Source organism: Paenimyroides ceti (genome assembly GCF_030409925.1).
In genome coordinates, this window is sequence record NZ_JAUFQU010000001.1 from 441,673 (window position 1) to 459,163 (window position 17,491).

Here is a 17,491-nt window from a genome sequence, read left to right on the forward strand (position 1 = left end):
ATTGCGTATGAAAAAGATCTTAGCAATATTAGTTTGTTTAATAGTTCAATTAGCTGTTTCACAAACGTTTCAGGAGATAGACAATTTTAACCGATCAGGAACAGAAATTTCTTATGGCGATAACGGTTATTATTTTAAAGATACACAGGGGTTTTTTGATCAGTTTACGGGAGCGGGTATCTGGCAATATACTGGTAACAATATCACCATTCAATTGCGGTTTGTAAAAAAGACCTTTATAAGAACGGATTTGCTTGGGAGTTTTAAAATTGATGCCTTAATCGGTGGTATGCGTATCATCAAAAACGGAGTAGAGGTGCTTAATACATTCAGTACGCTGAATGAAAATAAAAATTCAAATGTTAATTATTTTATTTATAATGGACATAAAGTAAGGAATACTATAGATTGTCTGTGGTGTACAATTCCGAATCAAAGACTGTATATGTACTACAGGGAGCCGGATAATGACAACAATCATCTGGCTTCTATGTATTTTTTAATGCACATCTACAAAAGCGGATCGGCTTCTATTCTAAGAGTGGTGTTTCCTGAAGATGCAGTCATAGGAGATCCTACGCAATACGAGCCTGAAATAGAGAATGCCCCTACTAAAACACAGGTAATTCTACCGTTTGGAAAATATGATTTTAAAAAAGTGAATTGAAAAATTAAAAAAACCTGATCAATGTATCAGGTTTTTTATCTTCATAGCAACAAGGACTAAAAAAAGATTAGTCAATAAATAATATAGAATATCATGAAAAGTTTAAAACAGTTTATAAATCTTATCATACTCTGTTGTATGTTACAGGCATATAGTCAGCAGTACCCTGTCTTGACTGTTACAAATCAGGTTTTATCAACTACAGATGATAATTATAGTACGAAAGGTAACTATGCTAAAGATGTAGGAAATATTCGGAATCAGGTGGTTGGCAGCTGGCGATATCAGACTCCGGATCTCCTATTGGAATTAAAAATTGAAAAAAGAGATAAAGAACTCTACAGAATGGGGGATACTTATTATGATTATGACGATATTATTATTATAAAATACAAACTGGTTAAAAACGGAGTGGTATTGCATGATAATTTAAATTTAATTATTCCTCAAAACAATACCGGTTATCATAACTACGATCTTAATTTTGTCTCTTATGGTTTTTATTATGATGCGACCTATACCTTTAAAGGCTTTATAAATGATTATTACCGTCAGGTATTATGCAGTTATGAAATGCAGAAAACAAATTTGAATGGTCAGGAAAAGTTATTGTTAAACATCAGCAATGGCAACTATCGCATATATGGAGATGCTTCGATGTACACGCCTTCTCAGAAACTTTTTAGTTTACCGTTAGGACCTATTCTTTTAGACAGAGCCCCTTAAATTTTATTTTGAAGTTGCCGGAAACACATATAAAAACCTGATCGTGAATCAGGTTTTGTTTTTTAATAGGTATAAACAATAATACATAATCCTGTAGGGAAGAAAGTCCATATATGAAACAATGGAATCGCTACACTAAAACATATCGTTATAAAACTATTTAACTTTATTTTTATTCAGAATAATATAGCCGAGAATACCACCAATTATAGAAGCGGCAAAAATACCAATTTTAGCCTGAACCATATATACTTCTTCTGTGAACGCCAAAGAAGTAATAAATAAAGACATTGTAAAGCCTATAGAGGCTAAAAAACCGAGTCCTAACAAATTTCTGAAATTCATTCCTTCCGGGAAAGGGGCTACTTTCATTTTTACTAAAAGCAATGTAAATCCAACCACACCGGCGACCTTACCGATCAATAAACCAAGAAATACCCCTAAGGTAATATGTGTACTAAACAACTGTTCTAAATCAATAGCAACAGATACTCCGGCATTGGCAAGAGCAAAAACAGGAATAATAATAAAAGTAACCAGCGGATGCATGGCATGTTCCAGTCTTTGCAGCGGAGGGATAGCTTCATTCGTATGTACTTTTATATCTTCGAGTATATGGAGCTGTTCGGCTGTAAGAGTAGGAGTATGGTCGTTGGGATCGATATTTTTAAATCTTTTAAGATACTCCTGAACTTTGTTGATATAGGTGTTTTCTTTTATTTTAACATCAGCAGGAATAGTAAAGGCAGCTAAAACAGCTGCAATAGTAGCATGAACACCTGATAGTAAAAAAGCGGTCCATACTCCGGCAATACCGATAATGGCATAAAAAAGAATACTACGGATACCAATTTTATTACCGATATACATTAATAAGACAAAGCCGAGACCAATGCTCAAACTCAGCATAGAAATATCAGATGTATAAAAAAATGCAATGACGAGAACAGCTCCAAGATCATCAACGATAGCGAGAGCCGTTAAAAAAATTTTTAAAGACAGCGGTATTTTATTTCCTAATAAAAACAAAACACCTAATGCAAAAGCAATATCTGTAGCCATCGGAATACCCCATCCGCTGTGAACTTCTCCGGCAGGATTGAATAAAAGATAAATAGCTGCGGGTACCAGCATCCCGCCCAAAGCAGCTCCGATCGGTAAAAGTGCTTTACGCGGATTAGACAACTCGCCTCCAACAATCTCTCTTTTAAGTTCAAGGCCGACAACAAAGAAAAAAACCGCCATCAATCCGTCATTAATCCAGTGATGCAGACTATATTCCAGATAAGAAACTCCGTCGAACTGAAACCCCAGTTTATGTTCAAAAAAATGATGATAGGCTTCGGAAAAAGAAGAATTAGCAAGAAATAACGCAATAATAACGCTGATACCTAAAACAATTCCTCCGGCTTTTTCCTGCTGAATAAATTTCTGAATTGGGTACACAACTTTGTCAATGGGCATTTTTTGTCTGTCGGCCATTATTGTAGATGTTTTTTTAATAAAAGATTTTTCAAAGATACTTCTTTTAAAAAGAACAGGAATTCTCATGTCAAAAAAGCTTTCGTAAAGGCACGTATATTTTTTTTGCATTTATTGACCTAAGTCAAAGAATTAGACAGAACATCTGCTGAAATTTGCAGCAGTATTAATCTTAAAAATAAAAAGATGGATAAAAAATATTATAAATATGTAAATACCTTGTTGGTGATAGTGCCAATGACATTGATTATGGCATTTGTAGGGCTTATCCGAAACTATGGTTTTGGAGAAGAATGGTTTCTGAAATTTTAAAAAACTTTGATAGCCCAAAACTTTCTGTTATTTTTGATACACTTCATCTAAAAATAGTATGGAAACCATTATTGAAACAGAAAGACTTCTCATCAGAAAAATAGATATTTCTGACAAAAAAGGTATGTATTTGTTGGATTCTGATCCGGAAGTACACCGTTATCTGGGAGCAAAACCAATATCTCATGAAGAAGAAGCACTCACTTACATTGAGTTTATTCAGCAGCAATATCGTGATAACGGTATTGCGAGATGGGCAGTTATCGAAAAGGAAACAGGTGAATTTATTGGATGGACGGGATTTAAGCTTATCACCAACACCATAAACGCTCATACAAATTATCTTGATGTAGGATACCGGTTTATAAAAAGTGCCTGGGGTAAAGGATATGCGACAGAATGTGGAAAAGCTTGTATGGAATATGCAAAAAAGCACCTTGCCAGATATGAATTATATGCCATGACAGAAATTGGTAACAGTAACTCAAAAAAAGTATTGGAAAAATTAGGTTTTGAGGCCGTAGAGATTTTTGATTTTGAAGGAGATCCTCACTATTGGTACAACCTGCGTAACTGATATGAAAAAGGTACTTTGTCTTATAGGGATTAGTATGCTCGGATTTTCTTGTGAGAAGATCCCATCTTCAGCAACAAATAAACAAATCGAGAAACAGCTTATAACAACTGATTCTTCCGCTATACATCAAAAACAATCTGCTGTGTCAGATACTTCTAACACAACTGTGATACATACAGACACTGTGGAATTCATATCAACAGAAAATAATGCCAATTACTTGGTCTATCATCTTAAAAAGGATTATAAAATCAGAACATTTATGAATAGATCAAAGACATTATCAGATATATATCGAAGTGACATATTAGAAATACAATGGAAATATGAAGGGGAAAGTGATCTGAATCAGAACGCGATATTGGTGTCGCTTAAAAAAATTGGCGACGGGTCGGTAAGTAAATTTAGAAAGAAATATCCGAAACCTCTTAGCTATCACTGGAGTGGAGAAGTTCCGTATGACAGGGACTTTTTAGACGGTATATATCGCAATGTAGAATATTACCTTGCTAACTCAAAAAATAAGTTGATACAACTTCATCTGCAGAACACTGACGCTCAACTCGGATATTCTATTGAAGAAGCACAAAAAGAGCATAAATCATATGTTCTCATAGGCATATTTAATCGATTTGAAAATCGGGAAAATATGCTTCAGTGGTTATATATAGATACTCAGAATCAGGAAATATATGAATACGATTTACCGGAAGACAGACTTATCCGATTTAAATAGGATGAATATTTCTAATGAAATGATATGAATGCACTTGTACAACTTTTTAAAAAATTTGGAAATATTCCACCTGAGGTAGAAAAAGTGCTTACAGACAAAAGCGGTTATCTCATAAAAGATAAAGGAGATTTCTTTCTTAAACAGGGACAAACAGTTTCCAGTTTGTTTGTAATGGAAAAAGGTGCAGTGCGGGCTTATTTTATTAAAGATGGAAAGGAAGTCAACTCCTGGTTTGGTTTTGAACATGAATTTTTAGGCTCTATCCTTCCGTTATTTGCTAATCAGCCCTCCTTTGAAAATATTCAGTTTCTCGAGCCATCAATACTCTATTATATACCGATAAAAGACCTTAATAAACTCTATCGTGAATACCCTGAAATGAACGATATTGGCCGTAAAATCGCCGAAGATTATTGCCGTATTCTGGAAGAAAGAATCATTTCACTGCAAACGGAATCTGCAGAACAACGCTATCATACACTACTAAAAAGCAATCGAAATGAATTACAGCGTATTTCTTTAGGACAAATAGCCTCTTATTTGGGTGTAACTCAGGAAACATTAAGCCGTATAAGAAAGAACAGTCGATTTTGACATTTATCAAAAAAATATCAGTAACAGATTGGTTTCTTTGTATTAAAAAATGTAGAAATCATGAAATATTTGTTTTTGGCACTGGCTATTGCATTAGAAGTAACAGGATCCAGTTTTTTAAAAGCCTCAGAGCAGTTTACAAAATGGCTGCCTTCTCTCATTACAGTTATTGCTTTTTTAGGCTGTTTTTATTTTCTTTCCCTTGCTTTAAAAAGCATTCCTTTAGGTACAGCTTATGCAATATGGGCTGGTTTGGGAATTGTACTTACAACTTTAATCTCAGTAGTCGTCTTTAAGCAAAAGATAGACTTTCCTGCTATTGCGGGAATCACATTGATTGTTGCGGGAGTTGTTGTGATGAATGTTTTTTCTAAAGTAACACATTAAACATTTTCATACCTTTGAAAAAGACAGCTTTGCAGGAAGAAGAATAGTAATCACGAAAACTATTCCACTCCGTCAATAAATACGTTTATATGAAAAACATCAACCAACAATATATACTGAAAAACGGAAAAGAAATAACCATTAGAAACGGTGCAGTAACTGATGCAGAAAAACTGAGGAAAACAGTAAAAAAATATATTGGAGAAAGCGAGTACATACCACAGCTACCGGAGGAATATACATTAACCATTGAAGAACAGGAAAACTGGATAAAATCGTTTATAGAAAAAGAAAACTCTATAATGCTCATTGCTGAATACCATAATGATATTATTGGTAATATTGATATAAACGGAAGTGTAAGAAAGGCGATGCAGCATACAGGAGGCATTGGTATGGGAATGCTTCAGGAGTGGACCAATAGTGGCTTGGGAACAGCTTTGATGACATGTGCTGTAGAGTGGGCAAAACAAAATAAAATACTTGAAATTTTATGGCTTCAGGTATACACTGACAATATAGGAGGAGTTTCGCTTTATAAAAAAATGGGATTTCAGGAATCGGGACTTATCAAAAATTATTTTAAACAGGATGGAAAATATTTTGATAACATGACCATGAGTTTATCCGTAAAATAGAAATTTTTACTATTCAGACATCTGAATTTGATTCTTTAAAAAAAGCATTATGAACATCCGGGTAAATGAGGAAATACGATTAGAATTGATAAAAGAAGAACATGCTGCTCTCATTTTTGATAGTGTAGATAACAACAGATTTTATTTAAAAAAATGGCTGTCATTTATCGATGCTATGCACAACCTCCATTTCGCAGAAGAGTTTGTAAAAAGATCTATGACGCAGTATAAAGAGGGAAGAGAGGCAGGTTTTGTGATCTTTTATAAAGAAGACATGGTAGGCAGAATCGGAGTTTATAAAATTGAACCGTACAATAGAATAGGAGAAATCGGTTATTGGCTCACTGAAAACGCTCAGGGAAAAGGGATTGTAACAAAAGCCTGCGAAGCCCTTATCGGTTATTGCTTTGCAGAGTTAAAATTAAACAGATTGGAAATTAAATGTGGTACAGAGAATAAAAAAAGTCAGGCCATTCCTGAGAGAATAGGCTTTACTAAAGAAGGGATTATTCGTCAGGGAGAATTCCTGTACGATCATTTTATAGATCTTTATCTTTACTCTCTGTTACAAAAAGAACAAAAATAAAGAGATGCTCAAAAATACATCACTCACTACCTATATTTCAATCCTGCGCGGCATCAACGTAAGCGGTAAGAATATAATAAAAATGGAAGCTTTACGAAACCTCTATACCACCATTGGCTTTTATGATATCCATACTTATCTGCAAAGCGGAAATGTTACTTTCAGAGCTTTAGCTACTGATGAGCAAATGTTAGAGCAAACCATTGAGCAGTATATAAAAAAAGAATTTTCATTAGATATACCGGTTCAGGTAATGAATGTTGAGGCTTTAAAAAATGTGATCCATAATAATCCGTTTCTGAAAGATGAGACTTTAGATCCTTCATTTTTCCACGTTACATTTCTGAAAATTCCGCCTGCTGTAGTGGATCTAAAAGCTATTGAGAGTAAAAAGACAGAGCAGGAAAAAATGGCGTTTTCCGGTAAAGTAATCTATCTCTATTGTCCTGAAGGATATGGAAATACGAAACTCAATAATAATTTTTTAGAAAAACGTTTAAAAGTTACAGCAACAACCAGAAACTGGAAGACAACAACCGCTTTACTACAACTGGCTCAGGAAACAGAAATTTTATAAAAACAGAAAACATGGCATCAAGATTATCTGAAAAAGAATTGAAAGAGATGGCGCAACAGCTGAGTTGTCCTTCGGGTGATGAAGGGATTGCTATGGGAGAAACGATGAACACAGGTAATATAGGTATGACGATGAATACCATAAAAAATCTTGAGTGTAAAGAAGGAGAACGTTTATTGGAATTGGGACATGGTAATTGTGGACATTTAACAGAAATACTCCAACAGACAAAAAATCTTAAGTACACTGGAATTGAGGTTTCAGAGACAATGTGTGAACAGGCAGCCTTGCTGAATATACACTGGGTAGAAAATCAAAAGGCTGTTTTCAAACAATATAATGGTATCACCTTGCCGTTTTTGGACCAGTCATTTGACAAAATAATGACAGTAAATACTATTTATTTCTGGGAAGATGCAGAAAAATTATTAAGTGAAATCTATCGGGTATTAAAACCCGAAGGAATCTTTATCGTAACGTATGCACAAAAAAAGTTTATGGAAAAACTGCCTTTTACGCAATATGGTTTCCGTTTATATGACAATGAGGATATTATGACTCTTGTAAATACAACAGATTTTAAAATTGCTGAGATGGTTGAAAGCTCAGAAGAGGTCACCAGTAAAACTGGTGAAACAGTTCATAGGCTTTACACAATGGCAAAACTCTATAAATTACCGAAAACATCTTTAACTCAAAAATGATAGAAAGCTACTTTCATAGTTTCGGGATCTTTACGCCTGAAGAAATACAGGAGGTAATACAATTATTTGAAAAAAGAGAAATTGCCAAACATGAATTCTTTATAAAAGAAGGGAATGCCGTTAAAGAAGTTGCTTATATCAAATCGGGTATTTTCAGATCGTACTATACCACAACAGAGGGTAATGAAAGTACCTATTGTTTCAGATTTCCGCATGAAATGATGACAGCATATTCTGCTTTTATTACTGATGATGCGAGTCTTGAAAACATGCAGGCTCTTACTGCATCAGAGATATGGGTGATAAAGAAACAAGACATTGCTACTCTTGAAAAAACAAATACAAACTGGACACGTTTTTTAAAAATAATCGCTGAGCAGCAATATATTGAGCTTGAAGAAAGAGTTTTTCAGCTACAGCGCGATACCTCATTGCAGCGATATAATAACCTGCTTCGCAAACAGCCACATTATCTTCAACAAATACCCTTACACTATCTGGCTTCATATTTGGGAATCACACCGCGCCATCTGAGCAGAATACGAAGCGGAAATACGTTATAGACATTTGTCCTGTATAGTCATTATTTTCTTGCCTATTTTTGTTGAAATCAATCTCCGGTAAAATAAACGGATATTTTCAAAACTTAACCAGAATAGCAGCCATGAAAAAAATAGTAATAATAAACGGACACCCAAATCCTGAGAGTTTTAATTTTGCTCTTGCTGAAGCCTATAAAAAAGGCGCTTTGCAAAAAGGTGCTGAAGTAAAAGAAATTATTATTTCACAGTTAAATTTTAATCCCGATTTATCTTTTGGCTACCGTAAACGAATGGAATGGGAGCCCGATCTGCAGCAGGCATGGGAAACCATCCAGTGGGCAGACCATCAGGTGTGGATACACCCTGTTTGGTGGGGCGGATTACCCGCTGTTATGAAAGGATTTATCGACCGTCTTTTCTTACCGGGATATGCTTTTAAATACCGTCCTGATTCTCTTTTTTGGGACAAGCTTCTAAAAGGTAAAACAGCTCATATTATAACCACCATGGATCAGCCTGGTTGGTACTATCGTCTGATGTTTGCCAGACCGAGCATTAATCAGCTGAAAAAAGCAACCTTGCAATTCTGTGGAGTAAGCCCGGTACGTGTTACCAAAATAGGAATTATCAAAACATCAGATGAAACAAAGAGGTTAAAGTGGCTTGAAAAAACAAGAAAGTTGGGGAATAAAGTGCAATAAAAAAGGTGGTAAATACAGCTGGTTATTCTTTGTTTATTTTGTAATTTAGAGTCTGACAGTTAATAAAAAAAGTAATTGATTTACTAAAAAAATAAGGATATGAGAGCTGAATACCTACCAAGTGTAAAAAAACAATTTGAATACTATAAGGCACTGGGAGATAAAACGTTTCTTCAGTTGCCGGATGATGCGTTGTTCTGGCAGTATAATGAAGAATGTAATAGTATTGCAATGATTGTACAGCATTTATGGGGCAATATGCGTTCGCGATGGATCGACTTTTTAACCACAGACGGAGAAAAAGAATGGAGAAACAGAGAGGAAGAGTTCGAACCTCTTGTAAAAGAAAAACAAGAGTTGTTAGCAAAGTGGCAGGAAGGCTGGCAGTGTTTATTTCATGCATTAGATAATCTGACGGAAGATGATCTCTCGAAAATCATTTACATACGTAATGAAGGACATACGGTCATTGAAGCCATCAACCGTCAGTTAGCACACTATCCTTACCATATAGGACAGATTGTATATCTTGGGAAAATGATTTGTAATACAGACTGGAAATCTCTTTCCATACCTAAAGGAGAATCGAAGAAATATAATGAAGATAAATTTTCAAAACCAAGGCAGACAAGACATTTTACAGACCAATACCTCAATAACGAAGAGAAATAGTTTAAAAAAAAACCTTCTGTATAATTTAATTACAGAAGGTTTTTAAGTACAAAAAATAATTAAGAAATAAAGTACAATTGTGCCATTGGAAGAGAAGTAGAAGGTTCTATAACTACTTTTTCTCCGTCAATGGCAATCTCATACGTCCTATGATCCATCGTTATCTCAGGCATACAGCCGTTATGGAGTAAATCTGATTTTTTAACATTTCTGGTGTTTTTTACTGCTTTCAACATTTTTTTAACCCCTAATTCTTCTATTTTTCCTAAATCAATCGCCTGTTGAGCAACAAATAAAGCGGAGGTTTTTGCAGGTACATCTCCAAAGCTACCCCACATCGGACGATACATATAAGGTTGTGGTGTAGAGATAGAAGCATTAGGATCACCCATACCGGCAAAGGCAATCATACCTCCTTTCATCACCATTTCAGGTTTTACGCCAAAAGCCGCAGGTTTGTAAAATACCAGATCGGCCATTTTTCCTACTTCAACTGAACCTACATATTCAGAGATTCCATGAGTAATAGCCGGGTTAATCGTATATTTCGCAATATATCTCTTGGCTCTCACATTATCATTAAACATTTCACCATCCAAAGCACCACGGTCCTTTTTCATCTTATCGGCTATTTGCCATGTACGGGTTACTACCTCGCCAATACGTCCCATAGCCTGGGAATCTGAACTCATCATACTGATAGCTCCCATATCCTGTAGAATACCTTCAGCACCAATTGTCTGAGCACGAATACGCGATTTGGCAAACGCTACATCTTCAGGAATATTCTTATCAAGATGATGGCAAATCATCATCATATCTAAATGCTCATCAATAGTATTAATCGTAAATGGATTGGTAGGTGTAGTAGAGGAAGGCAAAATATTGTCATAAGCAGCCACTTTTAATAAATCAGGTGCATGACCACCTCCGGCACCTTCTGTATGATAAGTATGTATAGATCGTCCGTTAAACGATTTTAAAGAATCTTCTACAAAACCGGCTTCATTCAATGTATCCGTATGGATACAAACCTGAACATCCGCTTCATCCGCTACTTCAAGACAATTATTTAAAACATAAGGAGTACTGCCCCAGTCTTCATGGATTTTCATTCCGCCCGCTCCCGCACTGATAACTTCGTGCAGTGCTTCCGGATTAGAACTGTTACCTTTTGCCAGAAATACAAAGTTTACAGGAATAGGATCAGTAGCCAGAAGCATCTTTTGCAAATTCCAGATTCCCGACATACAATTTGTTGCCAACGACCCGGCGGCTGGTCCTGAACCACCACCAACAACAGTTGTAGTTCCCGATTGTAAAGCAACTTCAAATTGTTGCGGACATATATAATGGACATGAGTATCAATTGTTCCGGCGGTGACAATTAGGTTTTCTCCTGCAATTACTTCAGTACCAACGCCAATGATCATATTCGGACTCACACCATCCATTATATAAGGATTCCCGGCTTTACCAATGCCTGCAATGCGGCCGTTACGGATACCGATATCGGCTTTGATAATACCCCAGTGATCTAAAATAACTGCGTTGATGATGACTGTATCCAGCACACCATCTTTATACGTTGCCGTAGGGTGTTGTCCCATACCGTCACGAATCACTTTTCCGCCTCCAAAAATGCATTCATCACCATAGATGGTATAATCTTTTTCAACCTCAATCCATAGATTGGTATCTGCAAGTCGTATTTTATCACCGGTTGTAGGACCATAATAGCTTGCATATTCTTTTCTTGATATTTTTTTCATTTCGTTTAAAATTATATGTGTTCATGAAATAGAAAACTCTTCATTGTACACAGATTTTATGACAGTTTTGCGTTTACTTTACCTGCAAAACCATAAATTTCCTTTGTTCCTCCATAAGCCACAAGATCTACCTGATACGTAATACCGGGAAGAAACCGGGTAGAAAGTCCTGAGGCAATATCCAGTCGATAGCCTTTGGTTTTTTCACGGTCAAAATCCAATGCCGGATTGACTTCATAAAAGTGATAATGCGAACCAACCTGTACCGGTCGGTCACCTTTGTTAGTTACTGATATTGTAAGGCGTTCTCTGTTTGGGAGCAGACTGATATCACCCTCTGCAAATTCATAAGCACCAGGTACTGTATGCGAAGAATGCTGTTGCATGATAGGGTGGTGGATAGACACTAATTTTGTTCCGTCAGGAAAAGTAGCTTCAACCTGTAATTCCGTCAATAAATCGGTAACACCATCCATAACATCTTTTGCAGAAAGCAATTGTGTACACTCCTCTATGAGACGGCTTACCGTTTTTCCTTCACGGGCACCTTCAATGATATAGCCGGATAAGTATGAAACGGTTTCCGGATAATTTAATTTTAATCCTTTTTGTTTTCTGTTTTCAGCTATCTGTGCTGCAAATAGCAATAGCATTCTCTCTCTTTCTTGATACGTTAAATACATATTTATTAGGACTTTATAATTTATGCGAAATTAAACTTACCATACGTCACATAATCCTACAAAGCCGTTTATTCATAGCACAATTCCGTACACGATAAAAATAAAACCAACTAAAATTCCTTATTTTTGTAGGGCAATAATCAGAGTATATAATGAGTGCTTCTTTGAAAATTTTTTCCAATTATGAATATAAAAAAAGTTTCTTTCCAGCTATAGAACCGGATATTCTTACCAACAATAATTCTTTACAGGTCTATACCATTCAACACTATCTGAAAGACATTATCATTCCGGTCCAGGCATACAGAACTTCTTTTTATTTTTTGATTTTTGTGGTGAAAGGGTTTGTTCAGCAGCAAATAGATGATGAAATATTTACAGTTAATGAAGGTTCCTGTATTCATGTTAAACAGGGTAACTGGACTCTTACCCATGCTGTATCAGAAGATGCCGAAGGCTATGTCATGCTGTACGAAGATGATGTACTTACACAATATCTCTTAATGCACGGAAATCAGGATTACTATAAACATGCACCGTTTTTATCTTTAGATGGGTATGACAAACAGGCTATTGCCGCGACCTTTATTCTCTTAGACGAAGAACTCAAACATCTTCAAAACAGATCGGAAATCTACCTGCCGATTTTTAATTCGGTTTTAGCGCGGCTCAACCACTATGCTTTACCTACCTGCTGGTCAGTAAGAGATATGGAAATTGTATACCGTTTCAAACAGCTGGTACAAAGCCATCACATCAATACGCGATCTGTTCTCTATTATGCGCGACAGATGGCCATTTCTGAAAATTATCTGAATAAATGTGTAAAGAAAGCCACGGGTAAATCTGCAAAGCAATGGATTACTGAATTCAGTATTAGGCATAGTATGCTTTTACTACATGATATGACACAGGATATTGCTGAAATTGCGTACCATCTCAATTTTCAATCTCCTTCTTATTTTACCCGTCTTTTCAAAAAGACCACAGGTCAAACACCTAAAGAATACCGGTTGAAAATGAGGAGCAGTGTCCGATAAAATAATATTTAAATTTTGCAGACTGAATAAACTTTGGTAGCTTAGTGAAGATAACCGAATAGTGAGATCGAAAATAGAACCAAGTAAAACAGATGAAAAAAGTATATTATAGTTTCCTGTTGGTGTGTTTATGCTGTCTGAACCTCCATGCACAAAAGAGTTCGTACAGATTCCAATCTGGTTTCGATGCTCAGGAGTGTGATGATTTACTACAATTAAACAATGCTTTCGTGGACACCTTATCCTTGGATAAACACGATTATCTGATACCTGAATATGAATTTTTGCATCAATCAGAGAGTATAGGTCTTGATAATATGTGGAATTTGTGGATGCGATCAGATGATACGGCTGTTATTTCGCTGCGGGGAACTACTTCCGATTCAAAATCCGTTTTAGCTGATTTTTATTGTGCAATGCTACCTGCAAAAGGAGAAATTGTTTTACATAAAAAGGATACTCTGCAATATTATCTCGCAACGGATGAGAGAGCCGCTCTACATGCAGGTTTTCTCATAGGGTTTGGTTATCTCGCGAAAGATATGCTGCCAACAATAGACTCATTGTATCAATCAGGACATCATAATTTTCTGGTTACAGGACACAGTCAGGGAGGTTCTTTATCGTATTATATAAGCGCCTGGTTGCTGCACCTTAAAAGAAAAGGTATTTATCCGTTGATGCAGGTAAAAACGTATGCCTGCGCCCCTACCAAAGTAGGTAACATGTACTTTGCCTATGATTATGATAATATAACGGCTGCAAAATGGAGTTTTAGTGTTGTAAACACAGCAGATCCGGTGCCTGAAATGCCTCTTACCACTCAACAACTGGAAGAAGATATGAATGCTCCGAATCCGATTATGAACCTTGCCAAACGATTTGACCGTATGCCTTTTTTTCAAAGAATTTTTTTAAAAAAAGCATTTAACAATATGGAAAAAAAGGCTACAAAGTCTTCTGAAGCCTATCAAAAATATTTGGGTAAATACTGTGGTAAATTTATTCAGAAAGAACTGCCCGAACTCAAAATACCTAACACCATCAATACAACCTATTTTGTAAGACCGGGAGTACCGATCACACTTTTAGTAAATCCTGCCTATTATGCTTACTTTCAAAAAGTCAAGAAAACGGCTTACTACCACCATGGAATTGTTCCCTACCGGTTTTTGCTCCGTGAGTATTACTCAGGATTATCCGATCTCGAACCACCACAGACAGATCCGAATAAATAACCCCTGATCTTTGGGAAACAGGGGGGTAAAAACAAAATATATAAATCAAAATTATTTACATAGGAGGTTTGGTAAGACTTTCAAACTCTTTCTTGTTTAAAAAGGTAAAGTTGATATTTTCAACAGATTCCAGATGAGATATAAAATCATCCATCTTATCCTTAGTCGTCAGATCTCTAACAAAAAAGGGTGCATCTGCTTTCTCAATCGGAGCAGCAAGTAACTCATCTTGTGCCAAAATATACAATTCAGACGTGTTTTCAATCTCGACCAGTGTTTTGATCAATTCTTTTCTGCTGATGGGCTTCAATCTTGAAGCGACATCTTTGTTGGGTACATGGGTTAATTTTCTCATAGCTTAAATTTTCATACCTATAAATTTAGTGAAATATTTTTTTGAGCGTCACAATATATTGCCAAATTATGGTATAAATATCGATAGAAATTCAAGTTGTAGAAATCCATTTTATAGTTGATTACAGGGATATTTCATTCCGTTTTTTAATACTATTTTTACGTTTTTTAGCGAGTAATTTTTTTTCGATATATACGAAAGAAAAACATATTCACTGACAGTGGCATAAAAATAAAAGAATTAATAATGAAAAAACATCGGGCGCGCAGAAAGCTACTTCATTTGCTGTTGATATTGATAGTCGGCTTGCTGAGCTCCTATTATGGAAGAGCACAAACAGTTGTAGATGCTGTGGCTAAGTCGTATCACAACGCTGCTGCCGGTAGTGAAGAACAATTACTGCAAAGCGGTAAATACGCACAGGCGCTATTCTTTAATAATCGTAAAGAAGAAGCAATGGATTTATTAAAAAAAGACATTGCTGTGGCACGGAAGAAAAAAGACGGACAGTATGCTGCCTATCTCTACGGAATTATGGCAATGAATAAACTGGTCTTAGAAGACAGTATCAGCGCTTTTAACAATCTCAGACAGGCGAGGGTGTTTTCTGAAAAGACAAAAGATAATGTGACGAAAGGTTATGTGCTGTATTGTGAAGGCTGGATGTGGTTGAGGTATGGAAAAGAAATGACGGCAATAGAAAGCTTTCAGAAAGCCTTGAACTATTACGACAAAGCACCGGAAACGGATTTGGTAATTTCACGCAAAACAGCCATTTATAAAGAATTGTGTTCTGTATATGCGAATTGGAGAGCCTATGAGCAACAACAGAAATATGCAGAATTGACCTTACAGATGGCTAAAGTTAAAAATAATCCGATGGATATTTTTGATGCCTATATGATTATGGGATATATGTATGAGGAACAATACCGCACCAATATTACAGAACTTTCTCTTCGCAACAAAGCAGAACATTACTACCAACAGGCCATAAAAACATATCAGAATAATAAAGACAAAATGGCCATACCTTCCGATCTGTCTTTTGCCGCTGTAAATCTTGCCAATCTATACTTACAATATTATCCTCAGAACGATCAGCAGAAGGGACTCGGATATGCTGATCTGGCTTTAGAAGTCGCTACAGAAACCCGTCAGATGTCTCAGGTTGCAGCCGCTTACGGAATCAAAGCTGATTACAGCATTAAAACAAATAAAAATGAAGATGCTGAAAAATATCTGTTAGCTGCTTTAGCTGCTTTGATCAATAACCCTATGGAAGACAAAGGAGTTTCTCTGAGTTTGTTTGCCAAACTTTCAGAACTTTATGAAAATGAGAATAACTATGAAAAAGCGTTACATTACTACAAACAGTATGTAAAGGTTTTTGAAGAAGTTTATAATGCACGGAAACTGGAACAGGCACAGAGACTGGAAGCACAGTTTGAAAAAGAACGACAAAAACAGGCCTTAATACACATGCAGCTTGAAGCAGAAAAGAGAGAGCAGACCATCAGCCTTATGCATGCCTTATCAGGGCAGCAGTTTCAGCAACTGGAAAATATGAAACTGAATGAACAAAATCAGAAGCAGGTATTGGAAGTTATCCAGTTAGAGGCTGATAAAAGAGGACAGGAGTTAAAGCTTGCCCGTCTGGAAATGCAGAAGAGAGCACAAGAGTTAAAAATTTCTCAGCAGAATTTAGCCTATAAATCCAAAACGAATACCTATTACTTTCTATTGGCATGCGCCTTTTTCCTGAGTGCAATTTTTCTTTATTATGCTTATCGCCAGCGGGAAAAGACATTGCGACAGAAAGAAAATCTACATCTTTTGGAAATCGATCAGATCAAGCAAAACAGTGAAATATCGAATCTGAAAGCGATGTTAGAGGGACAGGAAAGTGAACGCACCCGGTTAGCGAGAGATTTACACGATGGATTGGGAGGATTGCTGTCCGGAACCCGGATAGAACTCTCTCAGCTTTCAGAAAAAGTGACCGATAAACCGTTAGAAAAAAACATCAGCCGTTCCCTCTCACATTTAGATATTGCAGTAGATGAACTCAGACGAATCGCTCATAACCTTATGCCTGAACTCCTGCTCAAATACGGTCTGGAAGAAACATTGAAAGAATATGTTCGTCGTATGTCGCATGAAGAAATGGAAGTTACTGTCCAATTCATAAACTATTCAGGGCAGTTGCCGGCAGAAAAACAGATTATTGTTTACCGCATCATCCAGGAGTTAGTAAATAATGCTATAAAGCATGCTGTTGCACATCAGATTTACATACAGTTGTCTGAAAATGAAAGCAGAATGTTTATCACTGTTGAGGATGACGGAATTGGATTTGATCCTGTAAAACTCAATGGACAAAGATCTGCGGGGATGCATAACATACAATCCAGACTTGACTTTCTTAAAGGAACTATGTATATTGATTCACAAAATGGTATTGGTACAACTATTGAGCTTGACTTTCCTTTATAAAAAGAA

21 protein-coding genes are annotated in these 17,491 nt (G+C 36.1%); 17 read left to right on the plus strand and 4 right to left on the minus strand.

The annotated features are described in order from the left end of the window. The first annotated feature begins 7 nt into the window (after positions 1–7). Positions 8–667: a DUF6705 family protein gene (locus QW060_RS01905; RefSeq protein WP_290362026.1), complete on the plus strand. Its 660-nt coding sequence runs from the start codon at positions 8–10 to the stop codon at positions 665–667. A gap of 93 nt (positions 668–760) precedes the next feature. Further along, on the plus strand, positions 761–1,393 hold the full coding sequence (locus tag QW060_RS01910; protein WP_290362027.1) for a DUF6705 family protein: 633 nt from the start codon (positions 761–763) through the stop codon (positions 1,391–1,393). A 156-nt stretch (positions 1,394–1,549) separates the two neighbouring features. On the opposite strand, the gene nhaA is transcribed toward QW060_RS01910, so the two are convergent. Next, positions 1,550–2,875, minus strand: a complete 1,326-nt coding sequence (gene nhaA, locus QW060_RS01915) for a Na+/H+ antiporter NhaA (protein WP_290362028.1) — start codon at positions 2,873–2,875, stop codon at positions 1,550–1,552. A gap of 186 nt (positions 2,876–3,061) precedes the next feature. Here nhaA and QW060_RS01920 point away from each other — a divergent pair, with 186 nt between their 5' ends. The 12 genes from QW060_RS01920 (at position 3,062) to QW060_RS01975 (ending at position 9,901) form a co-directional block, all read left to right on the plus strand. Beyond that, positions 3,062–3,187: a hypothetical protein gene (locus tag QW060_RS01920; protein WP_290362029.1), complete on the plus strand. Its 126-nt coding sequence runs from the start codon at positions 3,062–3,064 to the stop codon at positions 3,185–3,187. A gap of 58 nt (positions 3,188–3,245) precedes the next feature. Continuing rightward, entirely contained in the window at positions 3,246–3,764 is a 519-nt protein-coding gene (locus QW060_RS01925) for a GNAT family N-acetyltransferase (RefSeq protein WP_290362030.1), read from the plus strand. Continuing rightward, on the plus strand, positions 3,724–4,500 hold the full coding sequence (locus QW060_RS01930) for a hypothetical protein (protein ID WP_290362031.1): 777 nt from the start codon (positions 3,724–3,726) through the stop codon (positions 4,498–4,500). The genes QW060_RS01925 and QW060_RS01930 overlap by 41 nt, the downstream gene beginning before the upstream one ends. Positions 4,501–4,524: 24 nt before the next feature. Next, positions 4,525–5,094, plus strand: coding sequence for a Crp/Fnr family transcriptional regulator (locus QW060_RS01935; protein ID WP_290362032.1), 570 nt, complete (start codon positions 4,525–4,527; stop codon positions 5,092–5,094). Between the two features lie 60 nt (positions 5,095–5,154). Next, positions 5,155–5,481 carry a DMT family transporter gene (locus QW060_RS01940; protein ID WP_290362033.1) on the plus strand — a complete coding sequence of 109 codons (327 nt, stop codon included), beginning with the start codon at positions 5,155–5,157 and terminating at the stop codon, positions 5,479–5,481. Between the two features lie 89 nt (positions 5,482–5,570). Continuing rightward, positions 5,571–6,119 carry a GNAT family N-acetyltransferase gene (locus QW060_RS01945; RefSeq protein ID WP_290362034.1) on the plus strand — a complete coding sequence of 183 codons (549 nt, stop codon included), beginning with the start codon at positions 5,571–5,573 and terminating at the stop codon, positions 6,117–6,119. 49 nt (positions 6,120–6,168) lie between these two features. Then, positions 6,169–6,705, plus strand: coding sequence for a GNAT family N-acetyltransferase (locus QW060_RS01950; RefSeq protein ID WP_290362035.1), 537 nt, complete (start codon positions 6,169–6,171; stop codon positions 6,703–6,705). Positions 6,706–6,709: 4 nt separating this feature from the next. Continuing rightward, entirely contained in the window at positions 6,710–7,282 is a 573-nt protein-coding gene (locus tag QW060_RS01955; protein WP_290362036.1) for a DUF1697 domain-containing protein, read from the plus strand. 11 nt (positions 7,283–7,293) lie between these two features. Then, entirely contained in the window at positions 7,294–7,986 is a 693-nt protein-coding gene (locus QW060_RS01960; RefSeq protein ID WP_290362037.1) for a class I SAM-dependent methyltransferase, read from the plus strand. Then, complete coding sequence (locus tag QW060_RS01965; RefSeq protein ID WP_290362038.1) at positions 7,983–8,549, plus strand: Crp/Fnr family transcriptional regulator; 567 nt, start codon at positions 7,983–7,985, stop codon at positions 8,547–8,549. The genes QW060_RS01960 and QW060_RS01965 overlap by 4 nt, the downstream gene beginning before the upstream one ends. A 101-nt stretch (positions 8,550–8,650) precedes the next feature. Further along, positions 8,651–9,229: an NAD(P)H-dependent oxidoreductase gene (locus QW060_RS01970; protein WP_290364668.1), complete on the plus strand. Its 579-nt coding sequence runs from the start codon at positions 8,651–8,653 to the stop codon at positions 9,227–9,229. Between the two features lie 99 nt (positions 9,230–9,328). Further along, a complete protein-coding gene (locus QW060_RS01975) occupies positions 9,329–9,901 on the plus strand; it encodes a DUF1572 domain-containing protein (protein WP_290362039.1) in 573 nt (190 codons plus the stop codon). 59 nt (positions 9,902–9,960) lie between these two features. On the opposite strand, the gene ureC is transcribed toward QW060_RS01975, so the two are convergent. Together ureC and QW060_RS01985 are read right to left on the minus strand one after the other, a co-directional pair. Then, complete coding sequence (ureC, locus tag QW060_RS01980; RefSeq protein WP_290362040.1) at positions 9,961–11,673, minus strand: urease subunit alpha; 1,713 nt, start codon at positions 11,671–11,673, stop codon at positions 9,961–9,963. Between the two features lie 56 nt (positions 11,674–11,729). Beyond that, positions 11,730–12,356, minus strand: coding sequence for an urease subunit gamma (locus QW060_RS01985; RefSeq protein ID WP_290362041.1), 627 nt, complete (start codon positions 12,354–12,356; stop codon positions 11,730–11,732). 152 nt (positions 12,357–12,508) lie between these two features. On the opposite strand from QW060_RS01985, the gene QW060_RS01990 reads away from it, so the two are divergent. Further along, positions 12,509–13,396: a helix-turn-helix domain-containing protein gene (locus QW060_RS01990; RefSeq protein ID WP_290362042.1), complete on the plus strand. Its 888-nt coding sequence runs from the start codon at positions 12,509–12,511 to the stop codon at positions 13,394–13,396. Between the two features lie 92 nt (positions 13,397–13,488). Next, positions 13,489–14,634: a lipase family protein gene (locus QW060_RS01995; protein WP_290362043.1), complete on the plus strand. Its 1,146-nt coding sequence runs from the start codon at positions 13,489–13,491 to the stop codon at positions 14,632–14,634. Between the two features lie 55 nt (positions 14,635–14,689). On the opposite strand, the gene QW060_RS02000 is transcribed toward QW060_RS01995, so the two are convergent. Continuing rightward, complete coding sequence (locus QW060_RS02000) at positions 14,690–14,989, minus strand: hypothetical protein (RefSeq protein WP_290362044.1); 300 nt, start codon at positions 14,987–14,989, stop codon at positions 14,690–14,692. A gap of 246 nt (positions 14,990–15,235) precedes the next feature. On the opposite strand from QW060_RS02000, the gene QW060_RS02005 reads away from it, so the two are divergent. After that, on the plus strand, positions 15,236–17,485 hold the full coding sequence (locus QW060_RS02005) for a sensor histidine kinase (RefSeq protein ID WP_290362045.1): 2,250 nt from the start codon (positions 15,236–15,238) through the stop codon (positions 17,483–17,485). Positions 17,486–17,491: the final 6 nt, after the last annotated feature.

What these genes read in the sequence shown, in the direction of transcription:
- QW060_RS01905 (WP_290362026.1), top strand. Translation starts at nt 8, where the DNA reads ATGAAAAAGATCTTAGCAATATTAGTTTGTTTAATAGTTCAATTAGCT.
- QW060_RS01910 (WP_290362027.1), top strand. Translation starts at nt 761, where the DNA reads ATGAAAAGTTTAAAACAGTTTATAAATCTTATCATACTCTGTTGTATG.
- nhaA (WP_290362028.1), bottom strand. Translation starts at nt 2,875, where the DNA reads ATGGCCGACAGACAAAAAATGCCCATTGACAAAGTTGTGTACCCAATT.
- QW060_RS01920 (WP_290362029.1), top strand. Translation starts at nt 3,062, where the DNA reads ATGGATAAAAAATATTATAAATATGTAAATACCTTGTTGGTGATAGTG.
- QW060_RS01925 (WP_290362030.1), top strand. Translation starts at nt 3,246, where the DNA reads ATGGAAACCATTATTGAAACAGAAAGACTTCTCATCAGAAAAATAGAT.
- QW060_RS01935 (WP_290362032.1), top strand. Translation starts at nt 4,525, where the DNA reads ATGAATGCACTTGTACAACTTTTTAAAAAATTTGGAAATATTCCACCT.
- QW060_RS01940 (WP_290362033.1), top strand. Translation starts at nt 5,155, where the DNA reads ATGAAATATTTGTTTTTGGCACTGGCTATTGCATTAGAAGTAACAGGA.
- QW060_RS01945 (WP_290362034.1), top strand. Translation starts at nt 5,571, where the DNA reads ATGAAAAACATCAACCAACAATATATACTGAAAAACGGAAAAGAAATA.
- QW060_RS01950 (WP_290362035.1), top strand. Translation starts at nt 6,169, where the DNA reads ATGAACATCCGGGTAAATGAGGAAATACGATTAGAATTGATAAAAGAA.
- QW060_RS01955 (WP_290362036.1), top strand. Translation starts at nt 6,710, where the DNA reads ATGCTCAAAAATACATCACTCACTACCTATATTTCAATCCTGCGCGGC.
- QW060_RS01960 (WP_290362037.1), top strand. Translation starts at nt 7,294, where the DNA reads ATGGCATCAAGATTATCTGAAAAAGAATTGAAAGAGATGGCGCAACAG.
- QW060_RS01965 (WP_290362038.1), top strand. Translation starts at nt 7,983, where the DNA reads ATGATAGAAAGCTACTTTCATAGTTTCGGGATCTTTACGCCTGAAGAA.
- QW060_RS01970 (WP_290364668.1), top strand. Translation starts at nt 8,651, where the DNA reads ATGAAAAAAATAGTAATAATAAACGGACACCCAAATCCTGAGAGTTTT.
- QW060_RS01975 (WP_290362039.1), top strand. Translation starts at nt 9,329, where the DNA reads ATGAGAGCTGAATACCTACCAAGTGTAAAAAAACAATTTGAATACTAT.
- ureC (WP_290362040.1), bottom strand. Translation starts at nt 11,673, where the DNA reads ATGAAAAAAATATCAAGAAAAGAATATGCAAGCTATTATGGTCCTACA.
- QW060_RS01985 (WP_290362041.1), bottom strand. Translation starts at nt 12,356, where the DNA reads ATGTATTTAACGTATCAAGAAAGAGAGAGAATGCTATTGCTATTTGCA.
- QW060_RS01990 (WP_290362042.1), top strand. Translation starts at nt 12,509, where the DNA reads ATGAGTGCTTCTTTGAAAATTTTTTCCAATTATGAATATAAAAAAAGT.
- QW060_RS01995 (WP_290362043.1), top strand. Translation starts at nt 13,489, where the DNA reads ATGAAAAAAGTATATTATAGTTTCCTGTTGGTGTGTTTATGCTGTCTG.
- QW060_RS02000 (WP_290362044.1), bottom strand. Translation starts at nt 14,989, where the DNA reads ATGAGAAAATTAACCCATGTACCCAACAAAGATGTCGCTTCAAGATTG.
- QW060_RS02005 (WP_290362045.1), top strand. Translation starts at nt 15,236, where the DNA reads ATGAAAAAACATCGGGCGCGCAGAAAGCTACTTCATTTGCTGTTGATA.